The organism is Pedobacter sp. AC402, from assembly GCF_979252805.1.
Genome location: NZ_CEEDAI010000011.1, coordinates 655922 through 672140 on the forward strand (window position 1 = coordinate 655922; position 16219 = coordinate 672140).

15 protein-coding genes and 1 riboswitch are annotated in these 16219 nt (G+C 37.4%); of the genes, 6 read left to right on the plus strand and 9 right to left on the minus strand.

The window, feature by feature from the left end; all coding sequences use genetic code 11:
- Window positions 1-98: 98 nt before the first annotated feature.
- Together AC0IWE_RS21850 and AC0IWE_RS21855 are read right to left on the minus strand one after the other, a co-directional pair.
- The gene (locus AC0IWE_RS21850) at window positions 99-1244 is read right to left on the minus strand and encodes a redoxin domain-containing protein (protein ID WP_471794719.1); all 1146 of its coding nucleotides are present in this window, start codon (window positions 1242-1244) and stop codon (window positions 99-101) included.
- Between the two features lie 1009 nt (window positions 1245-2253).
- A complete protein-coding gene (locus tag AC0IWE_RS21855; protein WP_055909247.1) occupies window positions 2254-3435 on the minus strand; it encodes a formimidoylglutamase in 1182 nt (393 codons plus the stop codon).
- A 71-nt stretch (window positions 3436-3506) separates the two neighbouring features.
- On the opposite strand from AC0IWE_RS21855, the gene AC0IWE_RS21860 reads away from it, so the two are divergent.
- The 4 genes from AC0IWE_RS21860 (at window position 3507) to AC0IWE_RS21875 (ending at window position 6577) form a co-directional block, all read left to right on the plus strand.
- On the plus strand, window positions 3507-4232 hold the full coding sequence (locus AC0IWE_RS21860) for an NAD-dependent epimerase/dehydratase family protein (protein WP_471794720.1): 726 nt from the start codon (window positions 3507-3509) through the stop codon (window positions 4230-4232).
- Between the two features lie 42 nt (window positions 4233-4274).
- Complete coding sequence (locus AC0IWE_RS21865) at window positions 4275-4469, plus strand: hypothetical protein (RefSeq protein WP_471794721.1); 195 nt, start codon at window positions 4275-4277, stop codon at window positions 4467-4469.
- On the plus strand, window positions 4469-5770 hold the full coding sequence (locus tag AC0IWE_RS21870) for an HAD-IB family phosphatase (protein ID WP_471794722.1): 1302 nt from the start codon (window positions 4469-4471) through the stop codon (window positions 5768-5770). The genes AC0IWE_RS21865 and AC0IWE_RS21870 overlap by 1 nt, the downstream gene beginning before the upstream one ends.
- Before the next feature lie 207 nt (window positions 5771-5977).
- Window positions 5978-6577, plus strand: a complete 600-nt coding sequence (locus tag AC0IWE_RS21875; protein ID WP_471794723.1) for a transposase — start codon at window positions 5978-5980, stop codon at window positions 6575-6577.
- 116 nt (window positions 6578-6693) lie between these two features.
- On the opposite strand, the gene AC0IWE_RS21880 is transcribed toward AC0IWE_RS21875, so the two are convergent.
- On the minus strand, window positions 6694-7971 hold the full coding sequence (locus AC0IWE_RS21880) for a voltage-gated chloride channel family protein (protein WP_471794724.1): 1278 nt from the start codon (window positions 7969-7971) through the stop codon (window positions 6694-6696).
- 18 nt (window positions 7972-7989) lie between these two features.
- Window positions 7990-8052, minus strand: a riboswitch (Fluoride riboswitch).
- A gap of 65 nt (window positions 8053-8117) precedes the next feature.
- Between AC0IWE_RS21880 and AC0IWE_RS21885 the strand changes: the two genes are divergently transcribed.
- The gene (locus AC0IWE_RS21885) at window positions 8118-9083 is read left to right on the plus strand and encodes a tryptophan 2,3-dioxygenase family protein (protein WP_471794725.1); all 966 of its coding nucleotides are present in this window, start codon (window positions 8118-8120) and stop codon (window positions 9081-9083) included.
- 129 nt (window positions 9084-9212) lie between these two features.
- The gene (locus AC0IWE_RS21890; protein WP_471794726.1) at window positions 9213-10277 is read left to right on the plus strand and encodes a branched-chain amino acid aminotransferase; all 1065 of its coding nucleotides are present in this window, start codon (window positions 9213-9215) and stop codon (window positions 10275-10277) included.
- Window positions 10278-10761: 484 nt separating this feature from the next.
- Here the strand turns inward: AC0IWE_RS21890 and AC0IWE_RS21895 are convergent, their stop codons facing one another.
- The 6 genes from AC0IWE_RS21895 to AC0IWE_RS21920 form a co-directional block, all read right to left on the minus strand.
- A complete protein-coding gene (locus tag AC0IWE_RS21895; protein ID WP_471794727.1) occupies window positions 10762-11196 on the minus strand; it encodes a DUF4920 domain-containing protein in 435 nt (144 codons plus the stop codon).
- A 327-nt stretch (window positions 11197-11523) separates the two neighbouring features.
- On the minus strand, window positions 11524-12900 hold the full coding sequence (radA, locus tag AC0IWE_RS21900) for a DNA repair protein RadA (RefSeq protein ID WP_471794728.1): 1377 nt from the start codon (window positions 12898-12900) through the stop codon (window positions 11524-11526).
- A 216-nt stretch (window positions 12901-13116) separates the two neighbouring features.
- Window positions 13117-14667, minus strand: a complete 1551-nt coding sequence (locus tag AC0IWE_RS21905; RefSeq protein WP_055909227.1) for an Rne/Rng family ribonuclease — start codon at window positions 14665-14667, stop codon at window positions 13117-13119.
- A gap of 412 nt (window positions 14668-15079) precedes the next feature.
- Entirely contained in the window at window positions 15080-15358 is a 279-nt protein-coding gene (locus AC0IWE_RS21910) for a tetratricopeptide repeat protein (protein WP_471794729.1), read from the minus strand.
- Between the two features lie 153 nt (window positions 15359-15511).
- Window positions 15512-15823, minus strand: coding sequence for a hypothetical protein (locus AC0IWE_RS21915; protein WP_471794730.1), 312 nt, complete (start codon window positions 15821-15823; stop codon window positions 15512-15514).
- 11 nt (window positions 15824-15834) lie between these two features.
- Window positions 15835-16137, minus strand: a complete 303-nt coding sequence (locus tag AC0IWE_RS21920) for an HU family DNA-binding protein (protein WP_055909222.1) — start codon at window positions 16135-16137, stop codon at window positions 15835-15837.
- Window positions 16138-16219 lie beyond the last annotated feature (82 nt).

Sequence of the window (16219 nt, forward strand, 5' to 3'; positions counted from 1 at the left end):
ATTTATTTCTGGGCTTATTTTGAAAGAAACATGCTGATCTCAAACATAGGAGATACCTCAACAATCTCTTTCGACACAGCGATTGGATAACCGAATTATTATTTCGATTTACTTCCCAATAATTCTTGAAGTTTATCCTGTAAAGCTTGCTCTCTTAATCCTTTAGCAATAATTTTACCAGTTGGATCAATTAAGAAGTTGGCAGGGATAGATTGGATACCATACATTTGAGCCACTTCGTTTTCCCAGAATTTTAAGTCAGAAACGTGTGTCCAGGTTAACTTATCATCAGCAATTGCTTTTAACCAGGCATCTTTTTTACCCGGACGATCTAATGATACACCTAAAACAGTAAAGCCTTTATCTTTAAATTTATTATAAGCTACCACAACGTTAGGGTTTTCCTGGCGACAAGGGCTACACCATGATGCCCAGAAATCAACAAGTACATATTTACCTTTAAAATCAGATAATTTTACTGGTTTTCCATTAGGGTCGTTTTGTGTAAAGTCCATCGCCATTGCACCAACAGCTGTTTTTCTGCCAGCGTCGAATAATTTTGCGATTTTTTTACCTCCTGAAGTCTCTTTAAGTTCAGACGATAAACCGTTAAAAGCTTTTTCTGCTGCCACTGCCTGATCAGGATCTGGAGCCAGCTGGCTAATTGCACTTAAGCTGATGTAAGATTTTGGATTGTTGCTAGCATATTGTAACAACAATGGAGCCATTGCAGCAGCTTCTTTTTCATAACGTGCACCTAAAGCACCCATAAGAGCCTTATCTTGTTTTTGCTCAGGCGTGTAAGCAGCATATTCTACATTAATGGCATCAAGCTTATCGGTTACCGGTTTGGTTAGTGCAGTTAATTTTTTAGCGTCGTCATTAACAACAGAACCTGTTATCGTTGCATTTTTTAATGAATCGGCAGCCGCAAGCTTAATATTTCCTGGTTCTACGTAAAGTGAAAGCCCATCTAATTTTTCACCTTGTGCCGGGCGATTTACATATGGGTTTTTATTTAAGTAAAGGCTTCCTTGCGCAGGGTTTACTAAGGTACCTTTAAAGTTAAAAGCACCATTGGCAACGGTTGCAGAATCGGTAACACTTTTACCCTCGCTTTGATAGATTAAATAAACCTTATCGCCACTTTTTAATCCTTTAATATCACCGCTAACGGTAAACGGTTTTTGTGCTAAAGCTGCAAGTGGCAAAAGTGCCATTGCAGATAATAATATCTTTTTCATGTGGGGTTAGTTAATCGTTTTTCAAATATAGAAATCTGTACTGCAAAAACGTAAATAGCTGTGTAAAATTATGATAGAATATTTAAAGGCTCACTAATTTTCTTTCTCCATAAGGGCTATACGTTGCGCAGCTTGGGGCTATTTCAGAGTTGTCAACTTTCTGGCAACCGTGTTATTAAAGCTGACAACTCGTTTAGCACTACTTATTTTTACTATGAAACAAATAATTTCAGAGTTGTCGACCTTCTTGCAACCCTGCTATTACAATGACAACTTTTTTAGGAAAAATCCCATGGTCTGTGTCTTCACAGACCATTTAATACTTTTCCACCCAAAACAAAGCCGCAATGGTTTTATTTTTGCATGAGGGATAGCAGTGGAAATCCTTTTGTTGATCCTCCATCAAAAAAAGATTGGAAAGTATAGCCCGACCCTTGCGCAGCTTGGGGTATGCCCAAATCGTTTACAGAATTTTATTATTATAATACTATTTCAGAGTTGTCAACTTTCTGGCAACCGTGCTATTAAAGTTGACAACTCTTTTAGCACTACTTATTTTTACTATTAAACAAATAATTTCAGAGTTGTCAACTTTTTGGCAACCGTGCTATTAAAGTTGACAACTCATTTAGCACTACTTATTTTTTACCAGCAAGAAACAAATATTGATTTCAGCGTTGTCAACCTTTTTGCAACCCTACTATTAAAATGACAACTCTTTTAGGAAAAATCCCCATGGTCTGTGTCTCCACAGACCATTTAATACTTTTTCAACCAAAATAAAGGCACATTGGTTTTCTTTTGCATGAGGGATAGCAGTGGAAATCCTTTTTTTGATCCTTCATCAAAAAAGATTGGAACGTATAGCCCGACCCTTGTGCAGCTTGGGGCATGCCCAAATCGGTTACAGAATTTTATTATTATAATACTATTTCAGCGTTGTCAACTTTCTGGCAACCGTGCTATTAAAGTTGACAACTCTTTTAGCAACACTTATTTTTACTGCGGGTTAATTTAATTTCTGATAGGTTCTCCACCACAAATCAGGCATTTCGCCATTTACGGCAGTCTGGTAGTCATCATATCGGCAAGGTACAAGGTGGTAACGCTCGTTTTTAGTTTGTCCGGATGGATAAGGTACCTGCATCCACCACCGGTCTGATTTTTTGCTTTTCACGAACATCATTTCGCCCGAACCATCTTTTAAACTGGTACGGTATATCATAAATTGAGATTTTGGTGTAAGTGGAAAATCTTTTTTACGGGCGTAATAACCTTCTATAAAATACCATACCATTTGGGCGAGTAAAAAAGCCGTTTGTCCGTTATTGTCGTAAGCAGGGTTAAATTCGTAAAAGCCAATTGAGGTTAATTTATCGTTCATGCCTGCATAGCGGGCAATGCGGCAGGCTTCTTCACCATCAAAACCATTCGGTGTGGTATTGGCATTTGCGGCAGCATCGGCAGATCGGATTGCACCTATATCAAAGCTGATCATGTTTGCATTGCGGATAATGGGTTCAGTCAAAGTAATATCCTGGGCAAACTCGCCCAAGCGATGAACGTCAAAATACAGTTTATCCATCACGCTCAAACTTTCCTGGTTTACAAAATAAGTTTGGTACCCTACATTGCTAAAATTGAACAGATAATTGGGCTGGTGTAAGAAAATTTTATTCAGGTAACAGTCCGATCGGGTGGCAATTCCTTCATGGTCATCATCACCGATATCAAATTGGTTATCAATAACAACCAGATCTACTTTTTGCTCTAAATCTTCGTAACCCAGATACTGGCCATAGGTTAAATCCTGCCCGCCACCAATAATAATTGGGATGATGTCTTTTTTGATGAGTTCAGAAACCACCATTTTAATGGCGATATATGTATCAGCAATGGTTGCGCCGTGTTTAATATTGCCTAAATCTACAATTCTGGTACTAAAAGGACCTTCATTGAGCTTATAAAATTTCTCTCTAAAATAATCTGGAGCAAGCGCACTGCCTTCATTGTTCACCGCCCCTCTTCCATCAAGCACGCCAAAAATAGCCAGATCGTAGGTATGCTCCTCAAAATCGGGAAAGGTTTCGGTGTAAATCTGCGCTTTTAAACCCAGCTGACTTGTAAAAAATCCTTGCCTGGGTGTAAAACTATCGGGGTTTATGGGTGAAAAGAAATCCGTTAATGACATATATTTAAAACTCTCGGCTCAAATATCTATTTTTGAATGCGTATTTCCACATATAGCCCGAAAAAAATAAAATGATACTGGTAACCGGAGGAACTGGATTTTTAGGATCTGAATTAATTAAACAGTTAACTGATAAAGGTTTAACTGTGCGGGCACTGAGGCGGGCGAAATCTAAAATCCCTGCATTGATAAAAGATATTCCATTAATTGAGTGGTTTGAAGCCGATATTAATGAACCTTCTATACTCGAAGATGCCTTTGAGGGAATTACCAAAGTTTACCATTGCGCTGCATTTGTATCTTTTAACCCAAAAGATAAAAAACAGCTTTTTCATGTAAATATTGAAGGAACATCTAACATCGTAAACCTTTGTGCCGAAAATAACTGCCGTTTGTTGCATGTTAGTTCGGTAGCAGCCCTTGGAAATGCAAAAAAAGGACAAAAAATTACGGAAAAAGATTTCTGGGAGTATGATGCCAAAGCCCATGCCTATGGATTATCAAAGTATGAAGGCGAAATGGAAGTATGGCGGGGTATAACCGAAGGTTTGGATGCGGTTATAGTCAATCCATCGGTTATTATTGGTAAAAATGCAGGTTTTGAAGGGAGTGGAGCTATTTTTAAATTGGTAAAAGGAGGCTTCCCGTTTTATACAGATGGCGCATCAGGCTTTGTAGATGTTGAAGATGTGGCAAAAGCCATGATCCTTTTAATGGATGCCGAAGTTTCTGGTGAACGTTTTATCATATCTGCTGATGATTATCATTATAAAAGAGCTGTTTGGCGAAATTGCTAGGGTTTTGGAGTTAAAGCACCTGTAAAAGAAGCGAAACCATGGATGCTCGGAATAGCCTGGCGGGCACTTAAATTTGCTTCCTTGTTTACCGGTACACAGCCTTCTATTACCAAAGATGCAGCAAAAAGCAGTTTAACTTTGAGTTATTACAATAATAATAAAGTAAAAACGGAAACTGGCATTAACTTTAAGCCGGTTGCCGAAAGCATAAAAGAAATTACCCAACATTTAAGATAATGCCCAAACAAAAAGCCTATTACATCATCGATTTTGACAGTACCTTTACCCAGGTAGAAGCACTTGATGAACTTGCCCGCATTTCGCTGAAGAACCACCCAGATAAAGAAGCGATTTTTCAAAAAATTGAAGATTATACCAATTTTGCTATGGAAGGGAAACTTTCCTTCTCCGAAAGTTTAGCCCAACGGGTTAAACTGCTCGAAGCAAATGAGGAGCATTTAAAACAGCTGATTAAACATTTAAAAAAGAAAGTATCAACGTCTTTTTCGCGTAATGCAGAGTTTTTTAAAAAACATGCCGACGAGGTTTTGATTGTTTCCGGCGGATTTAAGGAGTTTATTACGCCAGTAGTAAGCCAATATCACATTAAAAAAGAAAATATTTATGCCAATACCTTTGTTACCACCGGTGATGGTAAAATTATAGATTACGACCACGCCAACCCGCTAAGCGAAGAAGGTGGTAAAGTAAAGTTGCTTAAACATTTAAAATTAGAAGGCGAACTTTTTGGCATCGGAGATGGTTACTCAGATTTCCAGTTGCGTGAAAGCGGAATTATCAATAAATTTTTTGCTTTTACCGAGAACATTGCGCGCGAAAGCATTGTATCTAAAGCAGATCATGTTACGCCAAGTTTTGATGAGTTTTTGTATGTAAATGATCTTCCACGGGCAATCTCTTATCCAAAAAACCGAATTCTTTGTCTGGTAATTGGTGAAGTTGATCCTTTAACCATCTCAATCCTTAAAAATGATGGATTATCTATTCGCCATAAAACCACTTTCGAAGAGAAATATGTAAAAGATGTTGGCATAATATTGTTGGCTGATGGCGAAAAAATAGATAAAGAGCAGTTGAAAAATGCAGCCAAACTTAAAACAATTGGGTATTTGGGAAGTGCAAAGAATAAAATAGATCTTGACCTTTGTACCAAACAGGGAATCGTAGTTTTCGACGATCCAAAAAATAACCCGCGCAACATAGATTTTATTCCCAAACGCGTTGCCGATTTTATGAACACCGGAGCAACTTATTTAAGCAGTAATTTTCCAAATTTACAATTGCCAAAAATTGAGAAATCGCACCGTTTAATCCATATCCATAAAAATGTGCCAGGTATAATGGCTAAAATTAATACTGTTTTTGCCAAACACGATATCAATATTGTAAGCCAGTTTTTAATGACCAACACCGAAATAGGCTATGCCATTACCGATATAAATGCCCAATACGATAAACAATTGTTTAAATCGCTTAAAAAAATCGAACAAACCATAAAGTTTAGGGTACTATATTAATCAGGATTGTATTTTCGGGTAGTCTTTGACAACTTTACTAATAAAATAGAAAGGAAGTTGTCAAAGCGTTTTAAGCATAGTGTACTATTAATAATATACCATTGCGATAGTATTTAACAACTTTACTAATAATATAGGAAGAATTTGTCAAAGCTATTAAAATGAAGAATGATGTTTTTTAGGTATCTTGGTTTATGCAACACGCTTATGGCAAAAACCGAACATTACTATACTCAATTTGAAGAAGGGAAATTTTATCACGTTTATAACCGATCTATAGATAGGCAACCGCTTTTTAAATCAGATGCTAACTACAAGTTTTTCCTGAAAAAGCTCGACAAGTACCTTTCTAATGTTTTAAATGTATATGCATATTGTTTATTAGGAAATCACTTTCATCTGCTGATCCAGGTTAAAGAAAATTTAAAGGTCTTAGATTCAATTAGCAATTTTTCAATCCATGAAATTGTAAGCAAACAATTCAGAATATTTTTTCAATCTTACGCATTGGCATTCAATATTCAGCATGGAAGAATAGGTACGTTGTTTCAAACGCCCTTCAAGCGCGCCCAGATAAATGATGAATTCTATTTAATTAGGCTCATTTATTATATTCATACAAATCCCCAGAAACACAACCTTATAGTAAATTTTAGAGAATGGAAGTGGAGTTCGTACAACAGGATTTTATTGAATACAGATAGTAAATTAAAGAAGCAAGAAGTACTGGATTGGTTTGGCGGAAAAAAAGAATATATAGAATTTCATACAGACCTTAATAATAGTATGAGGTTTGATGAGCTTTGACAACCTTCTTTGCAATTCTTTAGAAGGTTGTCAAAGCCAGTTCCCTTAGTTTAAGAAATATTAGGACTACGGTTCCATGGCCTAGGCTTTTTATTTACATTATCCACCCCGTTCCCTCAACGCCTCTTCAGCAACAAATGTTTCGGGGCCCCAATCGTTTGTGATTGATAAATCCCGGTATGGCCCGAGAACAGGTATGCAGTAACACAGGCAAGGGCGATGTAAATTCCCGAGGAGGTTCCGAATAACTCTACACCCATAAAAATACAGGCTAACGGAGTATTTGCTGCGCCTGCAAAAACAGCTACAAAACCCATTCCCGCGAGCAATCCCAATGGCAATGGAATAAAAAAACTCAAAAAGCTACCCAATGTTGCTCCAATAAAAAAAAGTGGGGTTACTTCCCCTCCCTTAAACCCGGCACTTAATGTTAAAGCTGTTAAAAATAATTTAATGGCAAAGGTATAGTAAGCTTCTTGTTGTGTAAATGAGGCTGAAATAACAGGTATCCCTAAACCAATGTAACGCGTATTTCCAATCAGGTAAATAATGCCAATCAAAATTATTCCACCTATAAAAGGACGAAGCGGCGGATACTTAATTTTACTGAAAATCTTGGATAAACCATGGTTTAAGGCAGAAAAAGATCTTGCTGTAAGTCCAAACAATATACCGGCCCCTAATGATAGCAGCAGGTTAACCGAGTTTAGTTCAGGTATTACAGAGATACTATAATGGGTATGGCCAACGCCCCAGGCCTTGCATGCATAATCGGCAATTATTGCGGTAATAAACGAAGGTAGAATTGCACTATAAGTTAAACTTCCAACCACAAAAACCTCCAACCCAAATACGGCACCAGCTAATGGGGTTCCAAAAACGGAGGCAAAGCCAGCACTAATGCCGCAAATCAGAATAACTTTCCTGTCTCTGGCATTAAGTTTTAATAGTTTGGTAAACTGATCGGCAAATGCACCACCAATTTGAACAGCAGTACCTTCTCTTCCGGCTGATCCTCCAAATAAATGGGTAATAATTGTGCCGGCAAAAATTAACGGAGCCATCACAATTGGTATGATCTTTTTAGGCGATTGTAACTCTTCAATTAAGAGATTGTTTCCCTTTACCACTGCTGTGCCCCAATAATGATAAGCCAAACCAATACTAATACCAGCTAAAGGTAAAAAGGCAATGATCCAGAGGTGTTGTTCGCGGTAGTTGGTTACCCAGTTTAAAGTAGCCAGAAACAAGGCTGAAGCAGACCCGATAAGCCCCCCTAGTAGCGCAGAAATCAGCAACCACTTAAGTGTACTAATCAAGAGTAATCCGAAGTCGAATTTAATAAAGCGATGAACAGACAGAAGAAATCCTTCTGTTAATTTTTTAACAGGCATTTGAATTCAATTTTAAATAAAATCGTAGGAGTCATCAGCCTGTTTGGGCGGTTTTGGCGGTACCCCATCGCCTTGGTTTCAAATGTATAAAATTTAGTTATTTGTTGCAAAATCTTTATCACCTTTGTACCAGCTAACTTCAAACAATGGATTTCACACCAGAAATAAAAGACAAATTAAACCAATTACAAGAAAAGTATACCGCAATGGGGCAGGATATGGCCTCCTACCTCGATGGCCTTTTATATGCCGATTTCCTAACCTACTGGGATTATATCCATCTGGATACGTTACTCAGTTTGCAAAGCCCTAAAACACCAATTCCTGATGAAGAAATCTTTATCATGTACCATCAGATTACCGAGCTCTATTTTAAACTAGCTTTGCACGAGTGCAGGCAGATTGCTGAGCATGAAAATTTAACGGTTGAGTTTTTTACTGCCCGCGTAAAACGCATTAACGCTTATTTCAATGCCCTAACCACATCTTTTGAAGTAATGGTTGATGGTATGGAGAAAGAACAGTTTTTAAAATTCCGCATGTCGCTATTACCGGCAAGTGGGTTCCAATCGGGGCAGTATAGGATGATTGAAATCTGTGCTACTGATTTTATCCGCCTGGTTGATAAATCTAAACGTGTAGCTTTAAGCACTGCAACAATAGAAGAGCAGTTTGAAAATATTTATTGGAAATTTGGGGCAACTGAGCTGGCTTCGGGCAAACAAACCTTAACCCTTAAACAGTTTATTAAAAAGTATGCTGCTCAGTTTCTGCAGCTGGCAAAAGATCGTACACTAACTAATTTTTCGGCGCTATATCATCAATTACAGGCAAATGGAGCAGATGTTACAGCACTTGCAGAAGAGCTGCGCAAATTAGATTTATATGTAAACGTAGAATGGCCTTTATCACATTATAAATCGGCGGTACGTTATTTAGAGAAAGATCCTGTTGATGTTGCCGCAACAGGAGGAACCAACTGGCAAAAATACCTGCCTCCGCGTTTTCAAAAAAGAATCTTCTATCCTTTCTTATGGACGGATGAACAAATGGAAGAGTGGGGCAAAGGATGGGTGCTTAGTGTACTTAAAACACTCAAAAACAAAGATTAATATTATAAAAAGCTATTAAAAAAGCACGTTTTTTCTTAATTTGCGCGAAATAATTAATGATTGAATATAAGAATGAGCAGGTAAAATACTCAATCATTCGATCATTCACTCATTCAAAATTCAAATACAATGACCGAGACATTAGATATAAAAATCACGAATGCAACCGAAACCCGTTTGGCTGTTACTGATTTTTCGCAGTTACCATTCGGTAAGGTTTTTACCGATCACATGTTTACAGCCGACTTTGAAGATGGCGAATGGAAAAATTTACAGATTCTTCCTTATGGCCCCATTCCTATGAGCCCTGCAATTTCAGCACTTCATTACGGACAAGCAATTTTCGAAGGATTAAAAGCATACCGTCAACCCGACGGAAAGATTAGTGTTTTCCGTGCTGATAAAAATTTCGAACGCTTTAACAAATCAGCGGCAAGGATGTCGATGCCAGGTATCCCTGAAGAAATTTTTATGCAAGGTTTGGCAGCGTTAATCAATGTGGATGAGAAATGGGTGCCTAACCAGGAAGATTACGCTTTGTATATCCGTCCGGTAATGTTTGCCATGGACCCATATTTAGGGGTAAAAGCATCTGATTCTTATAAATTTGCCTTATTAACCACACCAACCGGTCCATATTATAGCAGTGCTTTAAAAGTTAAAATCGAAACTGAATTTACCCGTGCAGATGAAGGTGGAGTTGGCTTTGCTAAAACTGCCGGAAATTATGCCCGTTCACTATACCCTTTTGAGCAGGCTAAAAAAGAAGGTTTTGATCAGTTAATCTGGACGGATTCTGTTACACACGAATTTATCGAAGAAGCCGGAACCGCAAATTTGCTTTTTGTAATTAATGGTAAACTGGTTACCCCATCAGTACGCAGTACAGTTTTAGATGGCGTAACGCGCGATACAATTATTAAGCTGGCTAAAGAGGCCGGTGTTGAGGTTGAGGAGCGTAGGGTTTCTGTTAAAGAGGTGATCGAGGGAATTGAAAACGGAAGCTTAACAGAAGCATTTGCTGCAGGAACTGCTGCTACAGTTACGCATGTTGGCGAAATGGGTTATAATGGTCAGATTTATAAATTAACTGATCCATCTACAAGGCACATTTCCAATGGAATTGCTAAAAAATTAAACGATATCCGTTACGGCTTAGCTCCTGATGAGTTTGGCTGGAATTGGGTTTTGTAATAAAATCTTATCCAATAGTAGGAGGTTGTATCTTAATATATATGTCATCGTGAGGGAGAATTTATTGTATAAAATCAATATGAATGACATTATTTCAAGGAAATGAATATCCTATGGGTATCTTCATAGCCAGAAGGCTTTTTCAACCGACGAAGCAATCTTATAACGATCGCTACACTAGCGTGTGTTTCAGGATTGCTTCGTACTTATCAATTGTAAGTGTTTGGTAATTCGGTAATGAACTAGAGATAGTTTCTGCAATGGAAGCACAGAAAATTCATAGATAATCATACTACATCGTCCTTGTTTGTAACGAAGGATGTACGAGAAAAGCGATTTTATCGCTGTTAAAGAAACTATTTTCGCATTGCAAATGCTTACCTCAAGATCCTCGTTACAAACGGAGACAATTAAGCTTTTTCAGCCTCTATATTAGGATTTCAGATTTTAAACCTATTTATCTAAAATTACCACGCCTTTAGCTTCAAAAAGCAAGCTCCTTTTTAGGATCTGTAATTTTTGCTACTTCTTCAGGAGTTTTTTTTGCATCTTCCGCATAATGACGTAAAGTTTCCACAGAAATTGTTTGTTTTTTAGCTAAGCCGTCTAAAACAACTTTTTTGCCTACAATATCCATTGGCATAAAAAAGGCATAATCTTTAAATGTTACCCGCATCGGTTCACCATTTGGCATTTCAAGGGTCATCCAGCAACCTTTTTTCTTACATACATCTACCACTTTGCCTTCAATTTTCATGTCTGCCGTTTTTTTGTCTCCCATTGCAGCTTCCATTTTTGCTGCGGGTTTTACATTTCCGGGTTTAACTTCCTCTCCGAATTTTTGTCCGTTGTAAGCGGTTTGGGCAAATGCAAATGCTACAGATAGGCAAAGGCTTAAACTCAAAATGATCTTTTTCATGTTTATTTATTATATGGTTCCGGTTATTATCTTGAATCAAAGTTATTTAATTTTTCTTTAAATAAATTAAAGGCAAAAAAATTCCCCGTTGGTGTCCACCAACGGGGAAAAATCATCCCATTTTCGTAAAGTTCTATGGCCTCATAGAACATACGTTACTAGGCAAAGCTTAATCCAAATCCATCTATATTTTTTATTTTAGATGTAAACCGCTAATAATAAGCAGTTTATTTTGTTTTGCCTTTTTATATCGTTTTTGCCAAAATTGTGGAACCGTGGAATTTTTTCTTCTATATGGGGAATGTTGTTGAATTGTTTCCCCAACTATTAGCCAAAAACAAGACTAAAAACTTCTTCTATTTTACTTACCGCTTTGATTTCTAGGTTATACTTTTCTAATGCGATCCCCTTCAAGTTGTATTTAGAAATGTAAATGGTTTCGAAACCCAACTTATCAGCCTCTGCAATACGCTGTTCAATTCTATTTACCGCCCTTATTTCTCCTGATAGCCCAACTTCTGCTGCAAAACAGTTTTTTGAAGAAACAGCTATATCCTGATGTGAAGAAATAATGGCAATTAGTACAGCTAAATCAATTGCAGGATCTTCTACCTTTATTCCGCCCGCAATATTCAAGAAAACGTCTTGTGTGCTTAATCTAAAACCGCATCGCTTTTCCAGCACAGCCAAAAGCATATTCATTCTCTTGGTATCAAAGCCTGTTGCCGATCGCTGTGGCGTGCCGTAGGCCGCTGAACTTACCAAAGCCTGGGTTTCGATTAGCATTGGTCTGGCGCCCTCTAAAGTAGCTGCAATCGCAATGCCGCTTAGTTCTTCATCACGTTGCGATAGTAAAATTTCTGAAGGATTGGAAACTTCTCTCAAGCCACTGCCCTGCATCTCGTAAATCCCTAATTCTGCCGCTGCACCGAAACGGTTTTTAATTGATCGTAATATGCGGTAAACATGGTGCCTGTCGCCTTCAAATTGCAAAACAGTATCAACCATGTGTTCCAGTATTTTGGGGCCTGCAATGGCACCATCTTTCGTAATATGACCTATGAGGAAAACGGGCACACCTGTTTCTTTTGCAAAGCGCAACAGTTCGGCTGTACATTCCCTAACCTGGGATACACTCCCCGGGGTAGAATCGATATGGGCAGAATGAAGCGTTTGGATAGAATCTACAACCAAAATCTCAGGCATTAAAATTTCAATCTGTTTAAAAATATTCTGGGTAGAGGTTTCGGTTAAGATATAACAGTTGGAAGTTGGGTTTTCCTGAATCCGCTCAGCACGCATTTTAATTTGCTGTTCACTTTCCTCTCCAGAAATATAAAGCAGTTTTTTACCTTTTAAATTTAAAGCCAGTTGCAACATCAAGGTTGATTTTCCAATCCCGGGTTCGCCACCGATCAATACCAACGAGCCTTCTACCAGGCCACCGCCTAAAACACGGTCGAGTTCTTTATCTCCCGTTAATATTCTCCGTTCAGTAGAAGATTGTATTTCATCAACTTTGCTCGGTTTGCTCAATTTACGACTTGATGAATCACTTTTCCAGGTTGGAACAGATGCTGAGCTTTTTTCTACTATTTCTTCTACAAAAGTATTCCATTGGTTACATGATGGACATTTACCCAACCACTTTGCTGATTCATAACCACAACTCTGACAGAAAAATGCACTTTTTGTTTTTGCCAATTGATTAAAATTTTAGATTACGAATTTAACCTATCTGAATTGAATTGCTTTTATTTTTTTGAACAATTAAACGTTTGCCAAATTGCGTCGGCACGATATCATAAAAGCGATCGTAATTCCGTGCGGGTGGAAATTAAAACTTATTGCTTTTATCTTTTAAAACAAAAAAGCCTGAATTTAAAAAAAATCCAGGCTTTTAATTGAAAGTGTTTTGAGTTATAGTTTAATCTCTTCGTCTTTTGCGGAGATGAAGTGAAACTCGTTTAAATAATACGATGATTGTGCCTTTACTTTAATCCATTGGCCATATTTAAAGAACCAACGGCGTTGAAGGTTGAAAATTCCTTTTGTTATGTAAGCTTCAATGTATGGGTGCACGGAAAGTGTTACGCCTTTTTCATTTTGCTCTCTTAAAATATAATTAAGGTTGTTTTCAATATCATCCATTAAAACGATACTCGCTTTAATTTCTCCTGTACCACCGCAGGCCGGGCATTTTTCTACCGTTACAATATTCATTTCCGGGCGCACACGCTGCCTGGTAATTTGTACCAAACCAAATTTGCTCGGAGGCAAAATAGTATGTTTGGCTCTATCCAATAACATCAGCTCACGCAAATAATCGAATAGCATTTTACGGTTTGTTGGTTTGTGCATATCGATAAAATCGATTACCACAATACCGCCCATATCACGCAAGCGCAATTGACGGGCAATTTCTTTAGCCGCCTCTTTATTTACCTGTAAAGCATTTTCCTCTTGGTTTTCTTTACTGGCAGTGCGGTTTCCACTATTCACATCTATTACGTGAAGTGCTTCGGTGTGCTCTACAACTAAGTAAGCACCACCTGGTAAGTTTACTGTTTTTCCGAAAGCATTTTTAATCTGCTTTTCTATCCCGAAGTGGTCGAAGATGGGTTCTTTCTGTTTGTACAGTTTAACGATCTTTTCCATTTCCGGAGAAATATCGTGCACATAAGAACGGATATCATCGTACAACTCTGGTGTACTTACGTAAACGTTTGTAAAATCAGGGTTCAGAATATCACGGATTAACGTTGATGATCTGTCCATTTCTCCCCAAACTCTTTTTGAAGGTTCGGTAGCAGGTATTTTTTTAATGAAGTTTTCCCATTTAGCAATTAAATCCAAAAGATCTTTTTGCATTTCGGCAACTCCTCTGCCTTCAGAAACGGTTCTGATAATTACCCCAAAATTTTGAGGTTTAATACTTTCAATAATCTTTTTTAAACGATTACGTTCGGTATTGCTTTTTATTTTTTTTGATACAGATATGGTATTGGAGAAGGGCACCAGTACCACATACCTGCCGGCAATCGAAATGTCGGAACTTAAACGCGGTCCTTTTGTAGAAATTGGCTCTTTTGCAATTTGCACAGGGAGGAGCATGTTTTTACTCAGCACATCAGAAATTTTGCCTGCCTTGTTAATGTCGGCTTCTAGCTTTAAATTATCTAATAATGTGCCTGTAACCGAGCCATTACGCTTGATCTTAGTTAGCTTAATTAAAGATTGCACCTGAGGGCCCAAATCAAAATAATGCAGAAATGCATCTTTTTCATAACCAACATCCACGAAAGCAGCATTCAGGCCGGGCATAATTTTTTTAATGCGGCCTAAATAAATATCGCCTACGGCGTAGTTATTATTGATTTGTTCTTTGTGAAGCTCAACAAGTTGTTTGTCTTCAATCAACGCTATGGTAACTCCGGCAGGAGTCGAATTGATAATTAATTCTTTTACCAACAGCTACAGATTTAAGGCTTTCGCCTATTAACAAATGGATAGTAAATAAAAACATTGATATAGCCTAAATCCATATAATCGAAAATCATATAAATTATTTAAACCTCATAGTGTTTACTATGAGGTTTAATAAGCTTTATCAAAATAAGAAACTATTTTTTCTTATGTCTGTTTTTTCTTAAACGTTTTTTACGTTTGTGGGTAGCCATTTTATGTCTTTTTCTTTTTTTACCGCTTGGCATAGTTTTAAGTTTTAAATGTTTTTATTAATCTGTTAATTAATTTTTATTCTTTAGTTCAGCCACCTTCTTATCAATGAAAGAAGATAAGGTTGGGTTAGCCGCTAATTTTTTGCTTGATAGATAAGCATTTACTGCTTCTTTATTTCTGCCTAAATTTTCTAAAGCTGTTCCTAAATAAAAATAGGCTTCAGGATCGGAGCGGCGGCAATTACAGTGTTAAAACGTGGAATTGCTTTGTCGAACTGACCTGATTTTATTGAGAACAATCCTAAATTCATATTCGCTTTTACATTTTTAGGTTCTTTAGCCGCAACTTCCAGCAACATTGCAATACCTTGCATTGGTGCGCCTAAGCCATTTACTATCGTTACACCTAAGCCTGTTTTAGCTTCAATGTTTGTAGAATCTTTCTCTAATGCGTTTTTATAAGATGTATTTGCTTTCTGCAATAAAGCAGGTTGAGCTATACTATCCTGTGTACTTTCAAAAGCTTTAACAAATTGATTACCAGATGCCAGCCATGATTTTGATGATGGTTCGGCCTGTGCTACAATTTCTAAATAAAGTGCTGATGGGGTGATTTGCTCTACATCGTCCCATTTCTAGGCCAATTGTTTTGCAAGCTCAACCTTCTCTGCACCGTTTGCGTTTTTGTAAGTGTTTTCTAAAGCTGTAATGTCTGTAGCCAGGTTTTTATTGATTACATTTTTTGCAGCTGTAGATGAAGTTTCGAGGTTTAAGGCCGATAAAGCTGCTGAAGAACCTGCGTTAGCCATTTGGCCGCTTTCAGGCATTTTTCCATTTTCTTCGGTCGGTTTCACCAAACCCTTTATGTCTCTTGTAAATAAAAATGCAACAAGCAATACAATCGCTCCAATAATAATGGTTTGTTTTGATCTGATGTTGCTATTCATAACGTTAAGACTTAGGCTTCTACTTTAATTTTTTTTGAATTGCTTTTCACTTTATCAACAAATACTTTTGCTGGTTTGAAGCTAGGAACAAAATGCTCTGGGATAATTATTGCAGTATTTTTTGAGATATTTCTCGCAGTTTTTTGCGCTCTCTTTTTAACAACAAAGCTTCCGAAGCCTCTAACATATACATTTTCACCGCCAATCATGCTGGTTTTGATAACCTTGAAAAATGCCTCAACCGTTTCCTGTACATCAACCTTCTCAATTCCGGTTTTTGTTGATATTTCTGAAATAATATCTGCCTTAGTCATATTTTATTATTTATTATATTATTGTGTTTTAATATTACTACTGTTTTGGGGTTGCAAAAGTATTGCTTTTTAATGAGATAGG